Consider the following 16,149-nt stretch of genomic DNA (forward strand, 5'->3'; position numbering starts at 1 on the left):
CGAGAGCGCGCAAACCGTTCCGGCAGGACTATTCTCGTCTTCCCGCCGTCGCGGCCTGCGCTATCGACATGGCGCACCCTCTATTGTCCGGGGCTGCGCGCACCGCCGAACACTCCGCTCGCTTCCCAGAACTCTCCGCTCTGACTACGCAGGTCGAAATTGCCGATCACGCCGGCGGCCACTGCAGCGCCGTCATTGACGAAGGCGCCATGGGTGGACCCGATGACATCGCCAGCATTTTCGGACAGCGTGCCGGAAAAGAGTGCGTCACCCAGCCCGCTGCCGCCCACAGCGCCGCTGAAGTCGCGCCCGTCGAAGTCGTTGATCGAGAGCGCGCCGCTGCGCGCGCCGAAATCGTAGCTCATATTCATGCTGCCGCTGGCGACAAAGTCGGCAAGGCCGTTCTCAACCGACTTGGAGACGCTGCCGACGGCGCTGCCCTGATACGTCGCGGTGGTTCCCGCCAGCGCGGAAAGTTCGGCCTCGGTCGCGATATTGCCGCCGACCCAGGCACCCAGATGCACGGCGGACCGGATCGTTCCAGCGGATTCGCTGTCGGGACGGGATGGGTCGGCGGAGGCCCTGATCTGCGTTCCCCACCAGCCCCATTCGAGAAATTTGCAGTCGCATAGCCGGCCCTGCGGCAGCAGCGCCGTCTGGGGGTTGGCGTCTCCCGACACGAGATAGGTCCGTGCACTGACGTCGCTGATCTGTTGGTAGCGTGTCCCGTCCCGGACGAAATAGCTTCGCGCCACGTTGCCATTGTTGGCGGCAGCGAAAAGATCGTCGTCGATATAGGCCGACCGCCCCCCCGACGAGTTCTGACCGGTGCCGGTGCCGAAGGCGACACTTGTGGCGAGCGTGCCGTCCCGCGATACGATCTGGACCTCGCCGCCGAGAGTGTCCCGTTCTGCCTGGAAGTCGATGGTGAAGGCATTCGGGTCGAAGCCGCTCGTCCCCAGTTCCTGGATGTATCCGTTGTCGGCGCCGTAGCTTTCGATCAGGCCGGCGGCAAAGCCGCGGATCTGGCCGAGGCTGCGGGTGGCGCCGCGATCGGCCGAAAACTGCGCGCGCGGCACCTCCTCCTCCAGATTGAGGACATGAAAGGTGGAAAAGGTCGACGCCGGGCCGCCGAAAACCTCGACATCCCGGAAATAGTCGTTGTCTTCGCTGTCTCCCGCCAGAACGATGTTTTCACCGTTTCGGCCGAAAATCTCGCTGCCGCCGGTCGCAAGTCCAAGCGACGTGATCGTCCCCGACATATGCGAGGAGAAGCCCAGAGGGTCGCCACGAAAACTTCCCCGACGGCCGAAGTCGACATTGAGACTACCGTCGCCGGCCGTCTGGATGCTGCCTGCGCTGACGCCGACGGCGCTCCTCTGCAGTGGACCCTCGCCCGTGATGAGCAGCCAGGACTGCAGGAAAGTCGAGGATGGATTGCTGCCGGGCCTCTCCAGGAGGTAGAAATCGCTGATCGAGGCGCCGGAAAATTCGGTGCCGATGGACGCGGCGCTGAAGAAGGGCACCGGCAGTCGCTGGATGATGTCCGGGGTAAAGGAATAGGTTCGAATGTCGCCGTCCCGCAGGACGGCGGGATCGGCGAGCGGCGTGCCGGCGAGGGCATAGAAGGGCCGGCTCGGATCTCCTGCGATGGCCAGCGTGTAGGCGGCAAAGCCGTCGACGCCGGAATAGCCGATTCCTACCAGCGGAATTCCCCCGAGCGAAGCGCCGTCGGCCGGCAGGATGGGGTTTGGCCTGAATTGGGTGCTGCCGTAGACCGGCAGGATCAACGGCCCGCGGTTGGTGGAGCCGGTGCCCGTGCGCGACGACGCCGGAACGGTCAGGTCGACGCGGCGATCCTCTTCGCTGGAGCCGCCGACCAGACCGTAGGCTCCGGGATATCCGATCGTCTCGCCGCCGTTCGTGACATAGGTCGATCCCGCTGTCAGCACGCGCAGGGGGATTGTGGTCGGACCGTGATCGTCGCCATCTCCGACCTCGGTGATGACCTCCTGGCGACCGACGTCCACCTGTGCCTCTTGGATCAATCCGCCGTCGAGCACTTCCGAAGGGTTCCGGTCGGGACGCGCCAGCGGGATCGGCGGGTTGTTGACGGCCGGCGTGCGGTCGGAATTCTCGTCCGCTACGCGGCTGGCGACGACGGTCTCGTCGCTCGGACGGTTGGGCGAGCCGCCGCTGGTGCCGGGCGCGCCCGAGAGCGTCTGCTGGATGGCGCTGCTGAAGCCCGGCGGCGTCTTCTGTACCGTTTGGGTCTGCGTTCCGCCCGCACTTGTGCCGATCACGATGGAATAGCCCGGCTCGTAGATCCGGCTGGTCTGCCCGTCCGGCGCCATCAGCGTAACGTCATTGCCGAAGATCATGTCGATATGCGTCGGCTGCCCGCCGCTCTGTTCGGCAAGGCTGATGTCGACCACGGCGCCGCGGATGCCGATGGTGCCGACGGGCGTTCCGAGCGATACCCCGCCCGGCGTCTTCGACGTCTTGCCGCCGATGAAGCGGAACACGCCCTTCGTCAGCGTCGCGGCGATCTGCGCCGTGCCAGCCTGGGGGTCGTAGACGAAGCGGTCGATGGACAGCGCCGAGTTCGGGCCGACGGTGAAGGTGGTGCCGTCGGCCAGGAGGATCTGCAGGAGGCCGACCCTGTCGGTCTCGATCCGCTCGTTGTGGATGACGTCGTCGCCCAGCGCGATGGTGCGGATCGGCGCGTTGGGAAGGATGCTGCGCGCCGACTGGTTGACGGCCGCCGTGACGCCGACGGTCTGGCCGGTCGCGGGCACGACCAGGGCGGGCAGGAGGCAGAGGCCCAGGGCAAGCCGCGGTTGGATGCGCATGCCGTTCTCCTTAGAAGCGCTTCACGACGCCGACGGACGTGCTCACATTGTCGTAGTTGTGCAGATCGTAGTTCGACGTCACGTCGCGGTAGCCGACGGTGGCAAGCAGCGCCCATTCGTCGCGCAACGGCACGGTCAGCGAACTTTCGACGAAATACTCCTCGTCCTCCTGGGCGTCGGAGAGGCTGAAGATCGGGTCGGGCTCGTCATAGTGACGATCGAGATAGCCGACCGCGACACCCAGCGTCCACGGATCGCTCTGGGACGGAAGGGGCGAGCGGAAATTCAGGGTCGCGCCGACATTGATGCCGAATTCGGAAAAGCTGAGATAGTCCCTGTCGGCCTCGCGGCTCTCACCGCCGATATTGCCGAACAGGAGGACCTGGCCGTTCAGCTGGTGCTGGAGGCCGAGCTGCCCGCGCCAGCGGTCGCCGTCGCGTTGCGACGCCGTCGGGCGAAGATCGGAATCCTCGAAGGCTTCGAGCCGATATTCCCCGCGCATCGTCAGCCGCGTGGTCGGGGTCAGCAGCTTGGCCAGGGACAGGCCGATGCCGCCGGAAAGGAGATAGGGATCCTCCTTCAGCGTCACCCCGCCCAGGATTCCGTAGACCCCGAAACTGGCGTCGGAAATCTCGAAGCGCTCCAGATTGAAGGTCGGGCCGAAAGTCAGTTCGGCAAAGCCGGTGTTGATCTCGTCGTGCTCGGCATAGAGCGCGCCGTAGGTCTGGAGACTTGCCTCGAACCGGTCTCCCTGTCCGGCCATCTCCCGGGAATAACGAAAATTGCCGGCGACGAAGCCGTTGACGTCGTCGTCGCCGAGCGCGGATGGATCGAGCAGCAGCGGATCGGCGAGGAGCGTCGTGCGGACGAAGCGCGAGTCCGTCGCGGCATTGGCGTTCGACTGCCAGCGCACGCCGCTCGTCACCGTTCCCGAGAAGCGGTCGATGGCACTCCTCTCGCCGATGGCGACAAGGTAGGGCGCGACCTTCAGACGGACTTCCTCCGGCACATCCGAGCCGGACAATGCCTGGTCAAAATAGGTCTGGGCGGTCTCGTAGGCGCCGAGGCGGTAGTAGAGAACGCCGAGTTCCAGCTGCAGGCGCGCAAGGCCGGGCGCAAAGATCAGCATGCGTTCGAGGGTGGCGATGGCGGCCTCGAGATCACCGGCCCGCGACGAGAGCTCGGCATAGCGGAAGGCGATGTCGAGATTGGAGGGATCGCGCATCATCTCGGCGAAGACGCGCTCCCTTGTCGCCTCGAGCTCCGGCAGTTGCGCGGCATCGACACGGGGCGGCACGTTCGGCGCCGTCGTGACCTGCGCGCCAGCCACACCGGGCAGAAGGCTGGCTGCGAAAGCCAGGATCGCCGACAGGAGAGACGGTGACGGAAGAGGCCACGCCCGTCGCCCGTTGCAGCAGGGCGAAGAGGATCGAGCTTCGCGGATCTTCAAGCTGGATGTATCGCGCTTGTTGCGAAGACCAGCACTTCGTCTGGCAGAGAAAGCATGCACCATGCGAGGCTTTCATTGGCTGCTGGCCACAGACTGACATAGCGTCATCGCTGTGGGGTTGCATATACAGTTGTGAAATCGATGATGACGGAACTACAGGTTCACGCAAGCCTCTTCGAATTCCGAGGACTGCATTGCGATATGATGGGAGAATAACCGTCGGATCAGCGTCAACGTGTTGAAAATTATATAGCAGACTCTGATTCCGCTGCGGCAGGCGATGATATTCCGGTGCTTCCGGGCTGAAAAGAAAATCGAACGGACAGTCGATCGCGGGGGATCTGTGTCGGTTCTGCATCGGTGCTGGTCATTGGCGCCGTCTGGTCTGCAGCGACGGCAGGGGCCGCGCTTGCCGGAGGAGCCCGCCTGTCCGGGCGGCGGTCGCCCCTTGCGCGCCTGTCGCCCGGTGGCCGGGCTGGTGCGGCAAGGCGCGCTCGAAGCGGGCCTGCAGCGTCGTTGACTTAAGCGGTCCGCGGGCGTCTCACTGGCGTCAGTCCGGCCCCTGCGCCGGGTCGCGGATCGGCGCGCAATCGTACATCAGAGGGAGTGAAGGCCATGAAAGAGAGCAAGGGAAAATCCAAGAAGGAACAGCCGCCCAAGCCGAACGCCGCCCAGCCGAGCCAGAAGGGCAGCTTGGCGACGCCACCCAAGCCGAAGAAGTAGCGGACGCAGAACGGACGCCTGCGAGGCGGGTCGGGCCGTGCCCCATGGGACCGGCCCGACCCGGCGCTTCCTTGCAGGATGGGAGCGCGGTGACTTCGCCCACTGCGCCTCTCGCTCTCGTCGCTGCGGAAGATGGAGCGAGATGAAAGCGGCCCCGCAATGTCTGCGGGCCTGGCGCTCCTGCCCGGCATCCGGCTCAGGCGAGCGCCGGCTCCTCGAAGTCGGCAAGGTGCGCGGCCATGGCGCGCGCAAAGGCCGGCCGGGCCTCGCAGCGGCGGCAGTAGTCGGCAAGACCCGGATGGGCGGCGAGGCGGTCGGTGTGGCCGAGCATGCGCAGCACCGTCGTCATCAGGAGGTCCGCGGCGGTGAAGCGATCCTCGAGGTAGTCGCGCCCCTCCAGCCATCGCGAGAGCGCCGCCAGCCGGAGGTCGACTTCCTGCAGTACGGCGGGCCGCCGCGCCCGTCGCACCGCCTCGTCTTCGGTGAAGAAGTCGACTTCAGCAAGCTTTGCCACCGGCGGCTCGACCGAGTTGAGGGCGGCGAACATCCACGCCGTCATCCGCAGGCGCCCGACCTCGTCCGGCGGCATCAGCGCCTCCGATCGCGAAGCGATGTGGAGGACGATGGCGCCGGACTCGAAGAGCGCGGTGCCGTCCTCGGCAAAGGCCGGGACCTGGCCGAAAGGCTGCCAGGCCCGATAGGTTTCGGACGTCTGGTCCGCCGGACCGATCAGCTTCGAGCGATAGGGCAGGCCGGCCTCCTCCAGCGCCCAACGGACGCGGAAGTCGCGGACGTGACCGCGGGCGAAGGGCGGAACCCAGCGAAAGGCACTGACCTCGATCATTTGCTTCTCCTCCCAGATCGGCGTGATTGCCGACACATCCCGTCTTCCATTGCGGCGCGCTCATTCGATCGTCCTGCCGCCATTTCGCGCGCCGTTCGGCACGCTGCCGGTCTTCCGACGGTCCGGGCCCGCCTGCCGGTGCCTCAGCCGAGCGTGCCGAGGGCGGAGCGGAGGCTGTCGCCATCGAACGCGCCGAGCCCTGCCTCGATGGCCGCGTGTGTCTCGCGCCAGATCGGGAGAGCCTCGGCCAGAAGCGCTTGGCCTTCCGCCGTCAGCGCCAGAAGGTGGCCGCGGCGGTCGCTCGGGTCGACGCCGATCGCCACGAGTCCGCGCCGCGCCAGCGGCTTCAAAGCTGCGGTCAGCGTCGTCCGGTCCATGCCGAGAAGACGCGCCACGGCGCCTTGTGGTGCCGGCGCAGGCCGGTTCAGCGACATCAACAGCGAGAACTGCCCGTTCGTCAGCGATACCGGCCGAAACGCCTCGTCGAAGCGGCGCGCCAGAATTCGGGCGGCGCGCTGCGTGTGAAGGCAAAGGCAAGTGTCCCGGACAAGGACGGTCGTCTCGAAAGGAATCATCTTTGACATGTCCAAACTAAGTTGATATCAACTGAATTGTCAAGGCGACCGGCTTCCGCAAGGCGAGAGGGCATTCGGCCGCCAGCAAAGGGCGGTCGATCGCCGAGGGGAGGGAAGGGGCATGACGGGCAGTTTCTGTTGGTACGAACTGGTGACGAGCGACGCGGCAGCGGCCGAAGCCTTCTATGCGAAGGTGACGGGCTGGACGATGCGCGACTCCGGCCAGGCAACGCCGCGCTACACGCTGGCGAGTGCGGCCGGGTCGGATGTCGCCGGGATCATGGCGCGCCCCTGCGAGGATGTCCCGCCGATGTGGCTCGGCTACGTCGCCGTCCCCGACGTCGATGCTTCGGCAGCGTCCTTCGTGTCCGCCGGCGGGGCGATCGAAAAGCCGCCTGCCGACATCCCCGGTATCGGCCGGTTTGCCGTCGTCACCGACCCGGAGGGCGTCAGGGTGACCGTCTTCGCCACGCGGCAGGACCCACCGGCGCCCGTGGCGCCGGGAACGCCGGGTCATTTCGCCTGGCACGAACTGAATGCCCGCGACGGCACCGCTGCCTTCGACTTTTACAACCGCCAATTCGGCTGGCAGAAGAGCATGGCCATGGATATGGGCCCGATGGGCGTCTACCAGCTCGTCTCCGACGGCGAGAAGGACATCGGCGCCATGATGACGAACGCTGCAGCACCGGCGCCGTTCTGGCTCTACTACATCCAGGTCGAGAGCATCGAGGCGGCGTCCTTGCGGCTGACGGAGGCCGGCGGCACCATCGCCAACGGTCCGCACGAAGTGCCGGGCGACAACTGGATCGTCCAGGCGATCGACCCGCAGGGCGCCATGTTCGCGATGGTGGGGCCGCGGCAGTAGGATATGCCGCTACCGCTTCACGAGCCAGGCATGCGCCGGCTCGTTGTGGAACTTCCACGTCCTGGTCGGCCCGGCCATGACATTGAGGTAGTAGAGGTCGTAGCCGTGGATCGCGGCGCAGGGGTGGTAGCCGCGGGGGACGAGCGTCACGTCGCCGTCCTCGATCACCATGGCCTCGTCGATCTCGCGGCTGCCGTCGGCCCTCGCATCGGTGTAGACGCGCTGGAAACCGAAGCCCTGGGGCGGGTTCAGGCGGTGGTAGTAGGTTTCCTCGAGGGCGGACTCTTTCGGAAGGTTGTCCGTGTCGTGCTTGTGGGGCGGATAGGACGAGGTATGGCCGCCCGGCGTGATCACCTCGACGACGAGGAGCGAATCCGCGCCCGTATCGGTCTCCGGCAGGATGTTGGTGACGTGGCGCACATTCGTGCCCACCCCGCGCGTCTCCTGGCCGAGCGAGTCCGGTGCGATCAGCCGCGGCTGATGCGCGCCCGGCCGGCCGGCGGCCGAGCACACGGCAAGCTCGACCTCGGTCTCGGCGGTCACCTGCCAGCGGTCGTCGGCCGGCACGTAGACCGACCACGGCTTTCCCTCGAACGGGCTCATCCGCTCGCCGATCAGGCCGAAATCCTCTCCGTCGCTCGCTACCGCGGCACGGCCGGTGACGAGGACGAGGCAGACCTCGCGGTCGCCGGTGCGCTCGGCGACGCTCTGGCCGGGCGACAGCCGGTAGAGATCGAAGCCGACATGGGTCCAGCCGGCGCTCTCCGGCGTCACGTGGTGCACGCGGTCATGGTCGCGTTTCGGCCTGATGCGGAGGGGAGAGGTCATGGCTATGCCTTTGCTGGTCGGTGCGATGCGTCGGCGGTCAGGCTGCGCGGCGCAGGCCCGCTTCATCGAGGAAGCGGACGAGATTGGCGTAGCCGAGCGTCACATACTGCTTGGGATTGGCCTTTTCCGGATCCTGCTCGGCCTCGATGACGACCCAGCCGGCATAATCGGGGAGGGCGCGGAACACGGAGGGATAGTCGACCGCGCCGTCGCCGGGAACGGTATAGACGCCTGCCAGCACCGAATCGAGGAACGACCAGTCACCCTCGGCGGCTTGGACGGCGACGCCGGCGCGGACGTCCTTGGTGTGGACATGGCCGATGCGCCGGGCATAGCGGGCCGCAAGGTCCACCGGATCGGCGCCCGCCCAGGTGGCATGGCCGGTGTCGAGGAGAAGCTTCACCGCGTCCTCCGTGCCGGCCATGAAGCGGTCGATCTCGGCGCCGGTCTGCACCACCGTGCCCATGTGGTGGTGGTAGACGAGCTGCAGCCCGGCCTCCCGCACGAGTTCGGCAAAGCGCGTCATCCTTGGCAGGAACAGCGCCCATTCCGCCTCGGTCATGACGGGGCGCGAGGACAGCGGCGCAGACTTCGTGCCGTGCACCGTCCGCGTGCATTCGCAGACGATCAGCACCTCGGCGCCGGCGCCCTTGCGCAGCGCGATCGCCTCGCGGGCCGCCTCGAATTCCGCCTCGGCGTCGCGCTCGAGGAGGAAGGTCGAGTACCAGCCGGAGATGAAGGCGAGGCCGAATTCGGCGAGCTTTCCCTTCAGCGCCTCGGCCGTCGTCGGAAACTTATTGCCGAGTTCCATGCCCTCGATGCCGATCGCCTTGGCCTCGGCAAGGCACTGCTCCAGCGGGATATCGCCGCCGATTTCGATCATGTCGTCGTTCGACCAGCAGATGGGGTTGGCGCCGATGCGGATCATGCGTGTCTCCGGGAGATCAAGGGTCAGTCGGCGCGCTGCAGGAGGCGCTCTTTTTCGTAGGCTGCCCGCGCTTCGTTGACGGCGCGGCGCGTCGAGACTTCCGGCACGGCGACGTCCCACCAGGTGCCGCCCGCCTCGGTGACGGCATAGGCATCGGTGTCGATGACGACGACGGTGGTGCGGTCGTTGTCGCGCGCCGCGGAAAGCGCGGCTTCCAGATCCGCGATCGAGCCGACTTTCGAGGCGATGGCGCCGAGCGCGCGGGCATGGCCGGCGAAGTCGATGTCGGGGAGAGCCAGGTGATGGGCGTCGTCGAGGAGGTTGTTGAAGCCCTCCGCCCCCGTCGAGCGCTGGAGCCGGTTGATGCAGCCATAGCCGCGATTGTCGAGGACGACGATGACGAGCTTCAGCCCGAGCATCACCGAGGTCGCGATCTCGGAATTCATCATGAGATAGGACCCGTCCCCGACCATCACGACGACGTCGTCATCGGGCCGTGCCAGCTTCACGCCGAGCCCGCCGGCGATTTCGTAGCCCATGCAGGAGAAGCCGTATTCCAGGTGATAGCCGCCGGGAACGGCCGCGTTCCACAGCTTGTGCAATTCTCCCGGCAAGCCGCCGGCGGCGCAGACCACGCAAGCGGCATGGCCGAAGACGCGCTCGACCGCGCCGATGACGGCCGCGTCCGACGGCTCGGCGGCATTTGTCGGTGCCTTGGCGGCGGAGGCGGCGATGTCCCACTCCGCCTTGCCGTCCTCGGCCGATTGGCGCCAGCCCGAGGGCGCGCACCAGTCGCCGAGCGCGTCCGAGAGATCGATGAGGCCCGTCCGCGCGTCCGCGACGAGACCGTGCGTCGCATGCTTCAGCGCGTCGAAGGGCTGGATATTGAGGCCGACGATCTGGCGCGCAGGGTTCTTGAACAGTGTCCAGGAACCCGTGGTGAAGTCCTGCAGCCGTGTGCCGACGGCAAGGATCACGTCCGCCTCTTCGGCCAGCCGGTTAGAGACCGCCGTGCCGGTGACGCCGACCGCGCCCATGGCGAGCGGATCGTCATGCGGCATCGCCGACTTGCCGGCCTGCGTTTCCAGCACCGGCACGTCGTGGGCGTGGGCGAAGGCAAGAAGGTCGGCGCTCGCCTCGGAATAGAGGACACCGCCGCCGGCGATGATCACTGGCTTGTGGGCGTTGCGCAGGCAGATCGCTGCGGTCTGGATCTCCGTCTCGTCCGCCCGCGGCCTTCGTGTTGCCCAGACCCGCTCGGCAAAGAAGCTCTGGGGATAATCATAGGCCTCGGCCTGCACGTCCTGGCAGAGCCCGAGCGTGACCGGGCCGCATTCGGCCGGATCGGTGAGGACGGCCATCGCCCGGTGCAGCGCCGGCATCAGCTGTTCGGGCCGGGTGATCCGGTCGAAATAGCGCGAGACCGGGCGGAAGCAGTCATTGGCCGAGAGCGTGGCGTCACCGAAATCCTCGATCTGCTGCAGCACCGGATCCGGCCGGCGCGAGGCGAAGACGTCGCCCGGCAGCAGCAGCAGCGGCAACCGGTTGACATGCGCGACGGCGGCGGCGGTGACCATATTGGTGGCGCCGGGGCCGATCGAGGTCGTGCAGGCCATGAAGCGGCGGCGGAAGCTGGCCTTGGCGAAGGCGGTGGCGGCATGCGCCATCGCCTGCTCGTTATGGGCGCGGTAGGTCGGGAGTTCATCCCGGACGCCGTGGAGCGCCTCGCCCATGCCGGCGACATTGCCGTGGCCGAAGATCGCCCAGATGCCGGCAATGATCGGCAGCTTCTCGCCGTCCACGACCGTCATCTGCCGGGTGAGAAAGCGCGCCAGGGCCTGCGCCATGGTCAGTCGCACGGTGGTCATCGTCTCTCTCCCATCATCCCGCCGCCACCATCCTGAACAATGGGATGGTGTCCGGCCCCGGGAAGCGACACGGATATCATCACCGCATCGATCCGGGCGGTTTACACCGGCTTGTCGCCGAAATCATTTCCGTTCGGGCGATCTGCGTTGTCCGGTCAACCCGCATTCGTCGATCTGGTGCGGTCCCAGGCCCCGACCAGAGCGCTGAATCGCGCCGCCATCGCATCGACGGCGGCGGCATCGTCGATCTTGCCGCCGAGCCACTGCTGCGCCGTTTCGGAAAAGATCGTCCGGCCGACGGCAAATCCCTTCACCAGGGTTATGCCGGCGGTTGCGGCGAAGGCCGCTTCCAGCTCCTCAGCCGGCGCGTCGAGGCCGAGCAGCACGATGCCGCGGCACCAGGGGTCGTTCTTCTCGATCACCCCGGAAATGTTCGCCCAGGCCGTTGCCGATCCCTGCGGCTCGAGCTTCCACCAGTCCGGCCTGATCCCCAGAGCATAGAGCTCGGCGACGGCCCGCGCCACCGTGTCGTTGTCGAGCGATCCGTGCTTTCCGGCGATGATCTCGACCAGCAGCTCGCGCCCGACCCGCCGCGCCGCCTCGTGCAGCCGAAGCAGCGTCGCGCCCTGTTCGGCTTTCAGCCCCGGCGGATCGTCCGGGTGGTAGAAGCAGAGGCACTTGATGGTGTGGTCGACAGGCCATTCCACCAGAAGAGAGCCGATGTCTTGTCCATGCTCGAAGCGCAGCGGGCGCGAGCCCGGCCTTTCGACAGGGCGGCCGACCCAGAGTCCCGCCTTCGCGGCGGCGTCGAAGGCGGCACGGCCATAGGTCTCGTCGAGGAGCGTGCCGAAGCCGTCGCGGCCGGCGGCGACGCGTGCCGCCGCGGCAATCGCCAGCGGCTTGAAGCGCGCGATCGCGGCGCGATCGGCTCCCGCTTCCGCGGCGATCTCCTCCAGTTGCGAGCGATGGTCGATCGCCAGCGCGACGAGGCTCGGCATGTCGCGGCGCCGCGTCGTCACCCGGTGGATGTGGTTCAGCGTCTCGTCCTTGCGCAGCGCCCGCTCGGGCGAGCCGTGCTCCAGGAAATGCTGCAGCTCGGGATAAGTCGGGCTTTCCGGAGAGCAGAGGAGCCGCGACACGGCGAAGGCGCCGCAGGCATTGGCCCAGGTCGCCGCCGTCGCCAGCGTCTCGCCGCCGAGAAACCCGCGCAGGAAGCCCGACATAAAGGCGTCGCCGGCGCCCAGCACATTGTAGACCTCGATCGGAAAGCCCTTGCCGACAATGCCGGCCTCCAGATCGTCGGCGATGGCGCCGTCATAGACGATGCAGCCCATCGGCCCGCGCTTCAGGACGATCACGGCGGCCGACAGCGCGCGGATCGCCTTCAGGCTCTTGAGGACATCGCTCTCGCCCGCGGCGATCATGATCTCCTCCTCGGTGCCGACGATCAGGTCGCAATCGGCCAGCACGGGGCGCAGGCGCTGCGAGACGGCGTCGGAGGCGATGTAGCGGCTGTCGCCGGCGCCGTGGCCGGCAAGTCCCCAGAGGTTCGGCCTGTAGTCGATGTCGAAGCAGATTTTTGCCCCGTTCGCCCGGGCAAGCGCCATCGCCTTGCGCTGCGCCGCAGCGGTGTTTTCGCGCGAGAAATGCGTGCCGGTGACGACGATCGCGCGGGCCCGGGCAATGAAGGCTTCGTCCACGTCGCTTTCGCTGAGCGCCATGTCGGCGCAGTTCTCGCGGTAGAAGATGAGGGGGAAGCTGTGCTCGTTCTCGACCGAGAGGAGGACGAGGGCGGTGAGACGCTCTGCATCGGTCGCGATGCCCTCGGTCGCGACGCCCTCGCGCACCATCTGCTCGCGGATGTAGCGGCCCATCTGCTCGTCGCCGACGCGGGTGATGACGCCGCTTTTCAGGCCGAGCCGGGCCGTGCCGATGGCGATGTTGGAGGGGCAGCCGCCGACCGATTTGGCAAAGCTCGCGATGTCTTCCAGCCGCGAGCCGATCTGCTGGCCGTAGAGGTCGACCGATGAGCGTCCAATCGTGATCACGTCGAGAGCGCCAGGCGCAGCCTTCGTCGATTCCGGCATCGTCGCCTCCCCCAGCCTTTTCGACGGCCTGTTCCATTTTCCGTCAAAATGAAACGCAAATTTCGTCTCATTGTCAATGCGGATTGAATGTTCCAAAAAACTCCGTTAGCCCTGAGCCCGTCATTCGGGAGGAAGCCATGATGCGTTTTGGACTGCTCGGCGCCGGGCGGATCGGACAGATCCACGGCCGCAACATCGCCGCCAACAGCCATGCCGAACTCGTCGCCGTCGCCGATGCCTTTCCGCAGGCGGCCGCGGTGCTGGCCGAGGTGACGGGCGCCGCCTTCGTCTCGGCCGAGGCGCTCCTCGCCGATCCCTCGATCGACGCCGTGGTGATCTGCACGCCGACGACGACGCATGCCGAGTTCATCGAAAAGGCGGCAGCGGCGGGCAAGGCGATCTTCTGCGAAAAGCCGGTGGATCTGAACTCCGACCGCATCCGCGCGACGCTCGGAAAAATCGGCGACGTGCCGCTGATGATCGGTTTCAACCGCCGATTCGATCCCAATTTCGCCAGTCTCCGCCACCGCGTCAGCGAAGGCGTGATCGGCGATGTCGAGCTGGTGACGATCCTGTCGCGCGATCCGGGGCCGCCGCCGGTGTCCTACATCGCGACGTCGGGCGGCCTCTTTCGCGACATGATGATCCATGATTTCGACATGGCCCGTTTCCTCCTCGGCGAAGAGATCACGCAAGTGCACGCCTTCGGCTCCTGCCTCGTCGATCCCGGCATCGGCGAGGCAGGCGATGTCGACACCGCCGCGGTGCAGCTGAAGACGGCGACCGGCAAGATCTGCCAGATCTCCAATTCGCGCCGCGCCACCTATGGCTACGACCAGCGCATCGAGGTGCACGGCGCCAAGGGCCTCATCCGCGCCGAGAACGTGCCGACGACGACAGTCGTTCTGGCCACGGGCGACGGCGTCCTCGCCGACCCCGTGCAGAACTTCTTCCTCGAGCGCTATGCCCGCGCCTACGAGCACGAGCTCGCTTACTTCATCGACTGCATCGAACGCGGCATCGCACCCGCGCCATCGGGCCAGGATGGACTGAAGGCGGGACTGCTCGCGGATGCCGCGACGCTCAGCCACCGCGAGGGCCGCATGGTGATGATGAGCGAACTGGGATAGGTCGGCGCCGGATTCTCACCCACTCCGGCCGTTGAGGGGTGAGAAAGACGGGCAAGCGGCAGTCTTCGCGGGGGGGCCGCCTTGATCCGGACGGTCGGCCGCTCAGGGCAGCCGCCCCTCGGTCCACAGGCGTTCCACCAATCCATCGACATGGGCATAGCTCGCTTTGGCCAGCGCCCCGCCGACGCTGACCCGGCGCACGCCGATCCCGGCCATGTCGGCGACCGACAGTCCCGTGCCCGTCAGATTGGCGTTCACCGGCCTGTCCACGGAGCGGACGATCTCGGCGATGGCGCCGAGGTCCTTCAGGCCCGGCGCGTACAGGCAATCGGCGCCTGCTGCGCTGTAGGTTTGAAGCCGCGAGACGACCTCGCCGAGATCGATCGGATCCATGAAATAGGCTTCGCAGCGACCGACGAGGACCACGTCCGCGCCGGAGCGGTCGATCGCCGCGCGCGCCGCCTTAACGCGCTCGGCGGCGACCGCGACCGGGTAGAGCACGCCGCGGTGGGCGTCCTCGATGGAGAGGCCGGCGACCCCCGTGTCGATGCAGCGCGCGACATTGTCCGCGACGCCGTCGGCCGAGTCGGCAAAGCCCGCCTCGAAGTCGGCATTCACCGGAAGTTCGGTGACGGCACACAGGAAGCGGAGGTGGTCCAGCACTTCCTCCAGCGTCAACTCGCCGTCTTCCTTGCCGATCGCCCAGGCGGCACCCGCGCTCGTCGACGCCAGCGCCTTGAACCCGGCCTTGGCAAAGCGCACGGCGCTGCCACCGTCCCAGGGATTGGGAAGGGCGAAACAGCCGGCGCGATGGAGATCGCGAAAGGCCGCGCGTCGTTCCGAAGTCGTCGTCATGCACATCTCCCATGGCGCCGCCGCCGGGCCCTGCGCCTGCAAGCGGCCGAGGCGCGGCCGCGACGCCGGCCAGAATTGGCGACGGTTCCGGTGCTGTCAATCGCCGGCCACAGCGCCGCTCTCGAACGTCGGCGCCTTCGGCTGCGGCGATGGTTTTCGCTCGCGCAGGACCCGCGAATCTCAGCCGGGGGGCATGTCGCCGCGGCCAAATCGTTCCGCGGCGCTGGCAACCGCCAGCGAAGCCGCCAGCGCCATGGTCGCCGACAGCGAGCGGAAACCCTCGAAGTCGGCCTCGACGACTTCCAGCCAGGCCGAGGACAGGCTGGCGACGGGGGAGAACAGGCTGTCGCTGATGCCGACGATGGGCACGCCGTTCGCCGCAAGCGTGCGGGTCCAGGCGATGGTGTTTGCGGCATAGGGCGTGAACGAGATCGACACGGCGACGTCTCCCGGCCCCGCCAGCGCCAGGATGTCGTCCTCGGTGCCAAAACTGCCGCCGACGACGACCGACCGCATCTTCAGCCGGCCGAAGAGATAGCCGAGATAGGTGGCGGGCGCTGCCGATCGGCGCTGGCCGAGAACATAGATCGTCTCTCCCGCGGCGATCAGCGACGCCGCCAGGCCGACGCGCGCGGCGTCGAGGTCGCGCTCGGCCCGCTCGACCGATTGCGCCGCCGACCGCAGCATCCCCCGCGCGATCGGCGCGGTGCCCGGCCCATCGGCGCGCGCTTGCGACAGCCTCTCGTCATAGCTGGTGGTTTTGGCGCGCAGCCGATGCCGGAAGATCGCCTGCAGCTCGGAAAATCCCTGGTATCCCAGACTCTGGGCGAGGCGGACGAGGGTCGAGGGCTGCACCTCGGCGGCGGCGGCAATGCTGGCGGCTGTGCCGAAGGCGATCTCGTCGGGATTTTCCACCGCGAAGCGTGCGACCTGCGCCAGGCGCTTGGGCAGGGTTTCGTGCCGCGACAGGATCAAGGCGCGCAACTCGTCATAGTCCTCCGGCAAGGCGGGTGGCAGAGGCGCGGTCATTTCCAGGGCTTTCCTGCGCAAGACATCTCGTCAAGTGATGGAACAGATGTTTTACTTCTGTCCAGCCCCGGATGCTTCATTTCGTAACGACGGATCAACCGTCGGCGGATGC

The 16,149-nt window shown here is 67.1% G+C and carries 12 protein-coding genes; 2 read left to right on the plus strand and 10 right to left on the minus strand.

Annotated elements, in window-relative coordinates; translation table 11 throughout:
- Positions 1 to 80: 80 nt before the first annotated feature.
- From Sa4125_RS05025 to Sa4125_RS05040, 4 genes are all read right to left on the minus strand, one after another.
- Positions 81 to 2,852, minus strand: a complete 2,772-nt coding sequence (locus tag Sa4125_RS05025; protein WP_224004330.1) for a FecR domain-containing protein — start codon at positions 2,850 to 2,852, stop codon at positions 81 to 83.
- 10 nt (positions 2,853 to 2,862) lie between these two features.
- Positions 2,863 to 4,149: a surface lipoprotein assembly modifier gene (locus Sa4125_RS05030; RefSeq protein WP_224004333.1), complete on the minus strand. Its 1,287-nt coding sequence runs from the start codon at positions 4,147 to 4,149 to the stop codon at positions 2,863 to 2,865.
- Positions 4,150 to 5,221: 1,072 nt separating this feature from the next.
- Complete coding sequence (locus tag Sa4125_RS05035) at positions 5,222 to 5,869, minus strand: glutathione S-transferase family protein (protein ID WP_224004336.1); 648 nt, start codon at positions 5,867 to 5,869, stop codon at positions 5,222 to 5,224.
- A 143-nt stretch (positions 5,870 to 6,012) separates the two neighbouring features.
- Positions 6,013 to 6,453, minus strand: a complete 441-nt coding sequence (locus Sa4125_RS05040) for a MarR family winged helix-turn-helix transcriptional regulator (RefSeq protein WP_224004339.1) — start codon at positions 6,451 to 6,453, stop codon at positions 6,013 to 6,015.
- Positions 6,454 to 6,565: 112 nt separating this feature from the next.
- Here Sa4125_RS05040 and Sa4125_RS05045 point away from each other — a divergent pair, with 112 nt between their 5' ends.
- Positions 6,566 to 7,312: a VOC family protein gene (locus Sa4125_RS05045; RefSeq protein ID WP_224004342.1), complete on the plus strand. Its 747-nt coding sequence runs from the start codon at positions 6,566 to 6,568 to the stop codon at positions 7,310 to 7,312.
- Between the two features lie 9 nt (positions 7,313 to 7,321).
- On the opposite strand, the gene iolB is transcribed toward Sa4125_RS05045, so the two are convergent.
- The 4 genes from iolB to iolC form a co-directional block, all read right to left on the minus strand.
- Positions 7,322 to 8,140: a 5-deoxy-glucuronate isomerase gene (gene iolB, locus Sa4125_RS05050; protein WP_224004345.1), complete on the minus strand. Its 819-nt coding sequence runs from the start codon at positions 8,138 to 8,140 to the stop codon at positions 7,322 to 7,324.
- Positions 8,141 to 8,177: 37 nt separating this feature from the next.
- Entirely contained in the window at positions 8,178 to 9,068 is an 891-nt protein-coding gene (gene iolE / locus Sa4125_RS05055; protein WP_224004348.1) for a myo-inosose-2 dehydratase, read from the minus strand.
- A gap of 23 nt (positions 9,069 to 9,091) precedes the next feature.
- Entirely contained in the window at positions 9,092 to 10,936 is a 1,845-nt protein-coding gene (gene iolD / locus Sa4125_RS05060; protein WP_224004351.1) for a 3D-(3,5/4)-trihydroxycyclohexane-1,2-dione acylhydrolase (decyclizing), read from the minus strand.
- A 155-nt stretch (positions 10,937 to 11,091) separates the two neighbouring features.
- Positions 11,092 to 13,023, minus strand: coding sequence for a 5-dehydro-2-deoxygluconokinase (gene iolC, locus Sa4125_RS05065; protein ID WP_224004354.1), 1,932 nt, complete (start codon positions 13,021 to 13,023; stop codon positions 11,092 to 11,094).
- Between the two features lie 137 nt (positions 13,024 to 13,160).
- Between iolC and iolG the strand changes: the two genes are divergently transcribed.
- Positions 13,161 to 14,153, plus strand: a complete 993-nt coding sequence (gene iolG / locus Sa4125_RS05070) for an inositol 2-dehydrogenase (RefSeq protein ID WP_224004357.1) — start codon at positions 13,161 to 13,163, stop codon at positions 14,151 to 14,153.
- Between the two features lie 102 nt (positions 14,154 to 14,255).
- Here the strand turns inward: iolG and Sa4125_RS05075 are convergent, their stop codons facing one another.
- On the minus strand, positions 14,256 to 15,008 hold the full coding sequence (locus Sa4125_RS05075) for an isocitrate lyase/phosphoenolpyruvate mutase family protein (RefSeq protein WP_224004360.1): 753 nt from the start codon (positions 15,006 to 15,008) through the stop codon (positions 14,256 to 14,258).
- A gap of 180 nt (positions 15,009 to 15,188) precedes the next feature.
- Positions 15,189 to 16,037, minus strand: a complete 849-nt coding sequence (locus tag Sa4125_RS05080; protein WP_224004363.1) for a MurR/RpiR family transcriptional regulator — start codon at positions 16,035 to 16,037, stop codon at positions 15,189 to 15,191.
- Between the last annotated feature and the right edge of the window lie 112 nt (positions 16,038 to 16,149).

The organism is Aureimonas sp. SA4125, from assembly GCF_019973775.1.
In the GTDB taxonomy this organism is placed as follows: domain Bacteria; phylum Pseudomonadota; class Alphaproteobacteria; order Rhizobiales; family Rhizobiaceae; genus Plantimonas.

Coding starts and splice junctions, on each gene's coding strand:
- Sa4125_RS05025 (WP_224004330.1), bottom strand. CDS start 2,852: ATGCGCATCCAACCGCGGCTTGCCCTGGGCCTCTGCCTCCTGCCCGCC.
- Sa4125_RS05035 (WP_224004336.1), bottom strand. CDS start 5,869: ATGATCGAGGTCAGTGCCTTTCGCTGGGTTCCGCCCTTCGCCCGCGGT.
- Sa4125_RS05040 (WP_224004339.1), bottom strand. CDS start 6,453: ATGTCAAAGATGATTCCTTTCGAGACGACCGTCCTTGTCCGGGACACT.
- Sa4125_RS05045 (WP_224004342.1), top strand. CDS start 6,566: ATGACGGGCAGTTTCTGTTGGTACGAACTGGTGACGAGCGACGCGGCA.
- iolB (WP_224004345.1), bottom strand. CDS start 8,140: ATGACCTCTCCCCTCCGCATCAGGCCGAAACGCGACCATGACCGCGTG.
- iolE (WP_224004348.1), bottom strand. CDS start 9,068: ATGATCCGCATCGGCGCCAACCCCATCTGCTGGTCGAACGACGACATG.
- iolD (WP_224004351.1), bottom strand. CDS start 10,936: ATGACCACCGTGCGACTGACCATGGCGCAGGCCCTGGCGCGCTTTCTC.
- iolC (WP_224004354.1), bottom strand. CDS start 13,023: ATGCCGGAATCGACGAAGGCTGCGCCTGGCGCTCTCGACGTGATCACG.
- iolG (WP_224004357.1), top strand. CDS start 13,161: ATGATGCGTTTTGGACTGCTCGGCGCCGGGCGGATCGGACAGATCCAC.
- Sa4125_RS05075 (WP_224004360.1), bottom strand. CDS start 15,008: ATGACGACGACTTCGGAACGACGCGCGGCCTTTCGCGATCTCCATCGC.
- Sa4125_RS05080 (WP_224004363.1), bottom strand. CDS start 16,037: ATGACCGCGCCTCTGCCACCCGCCTTGCCGGAGGACTATGACGAGTTG.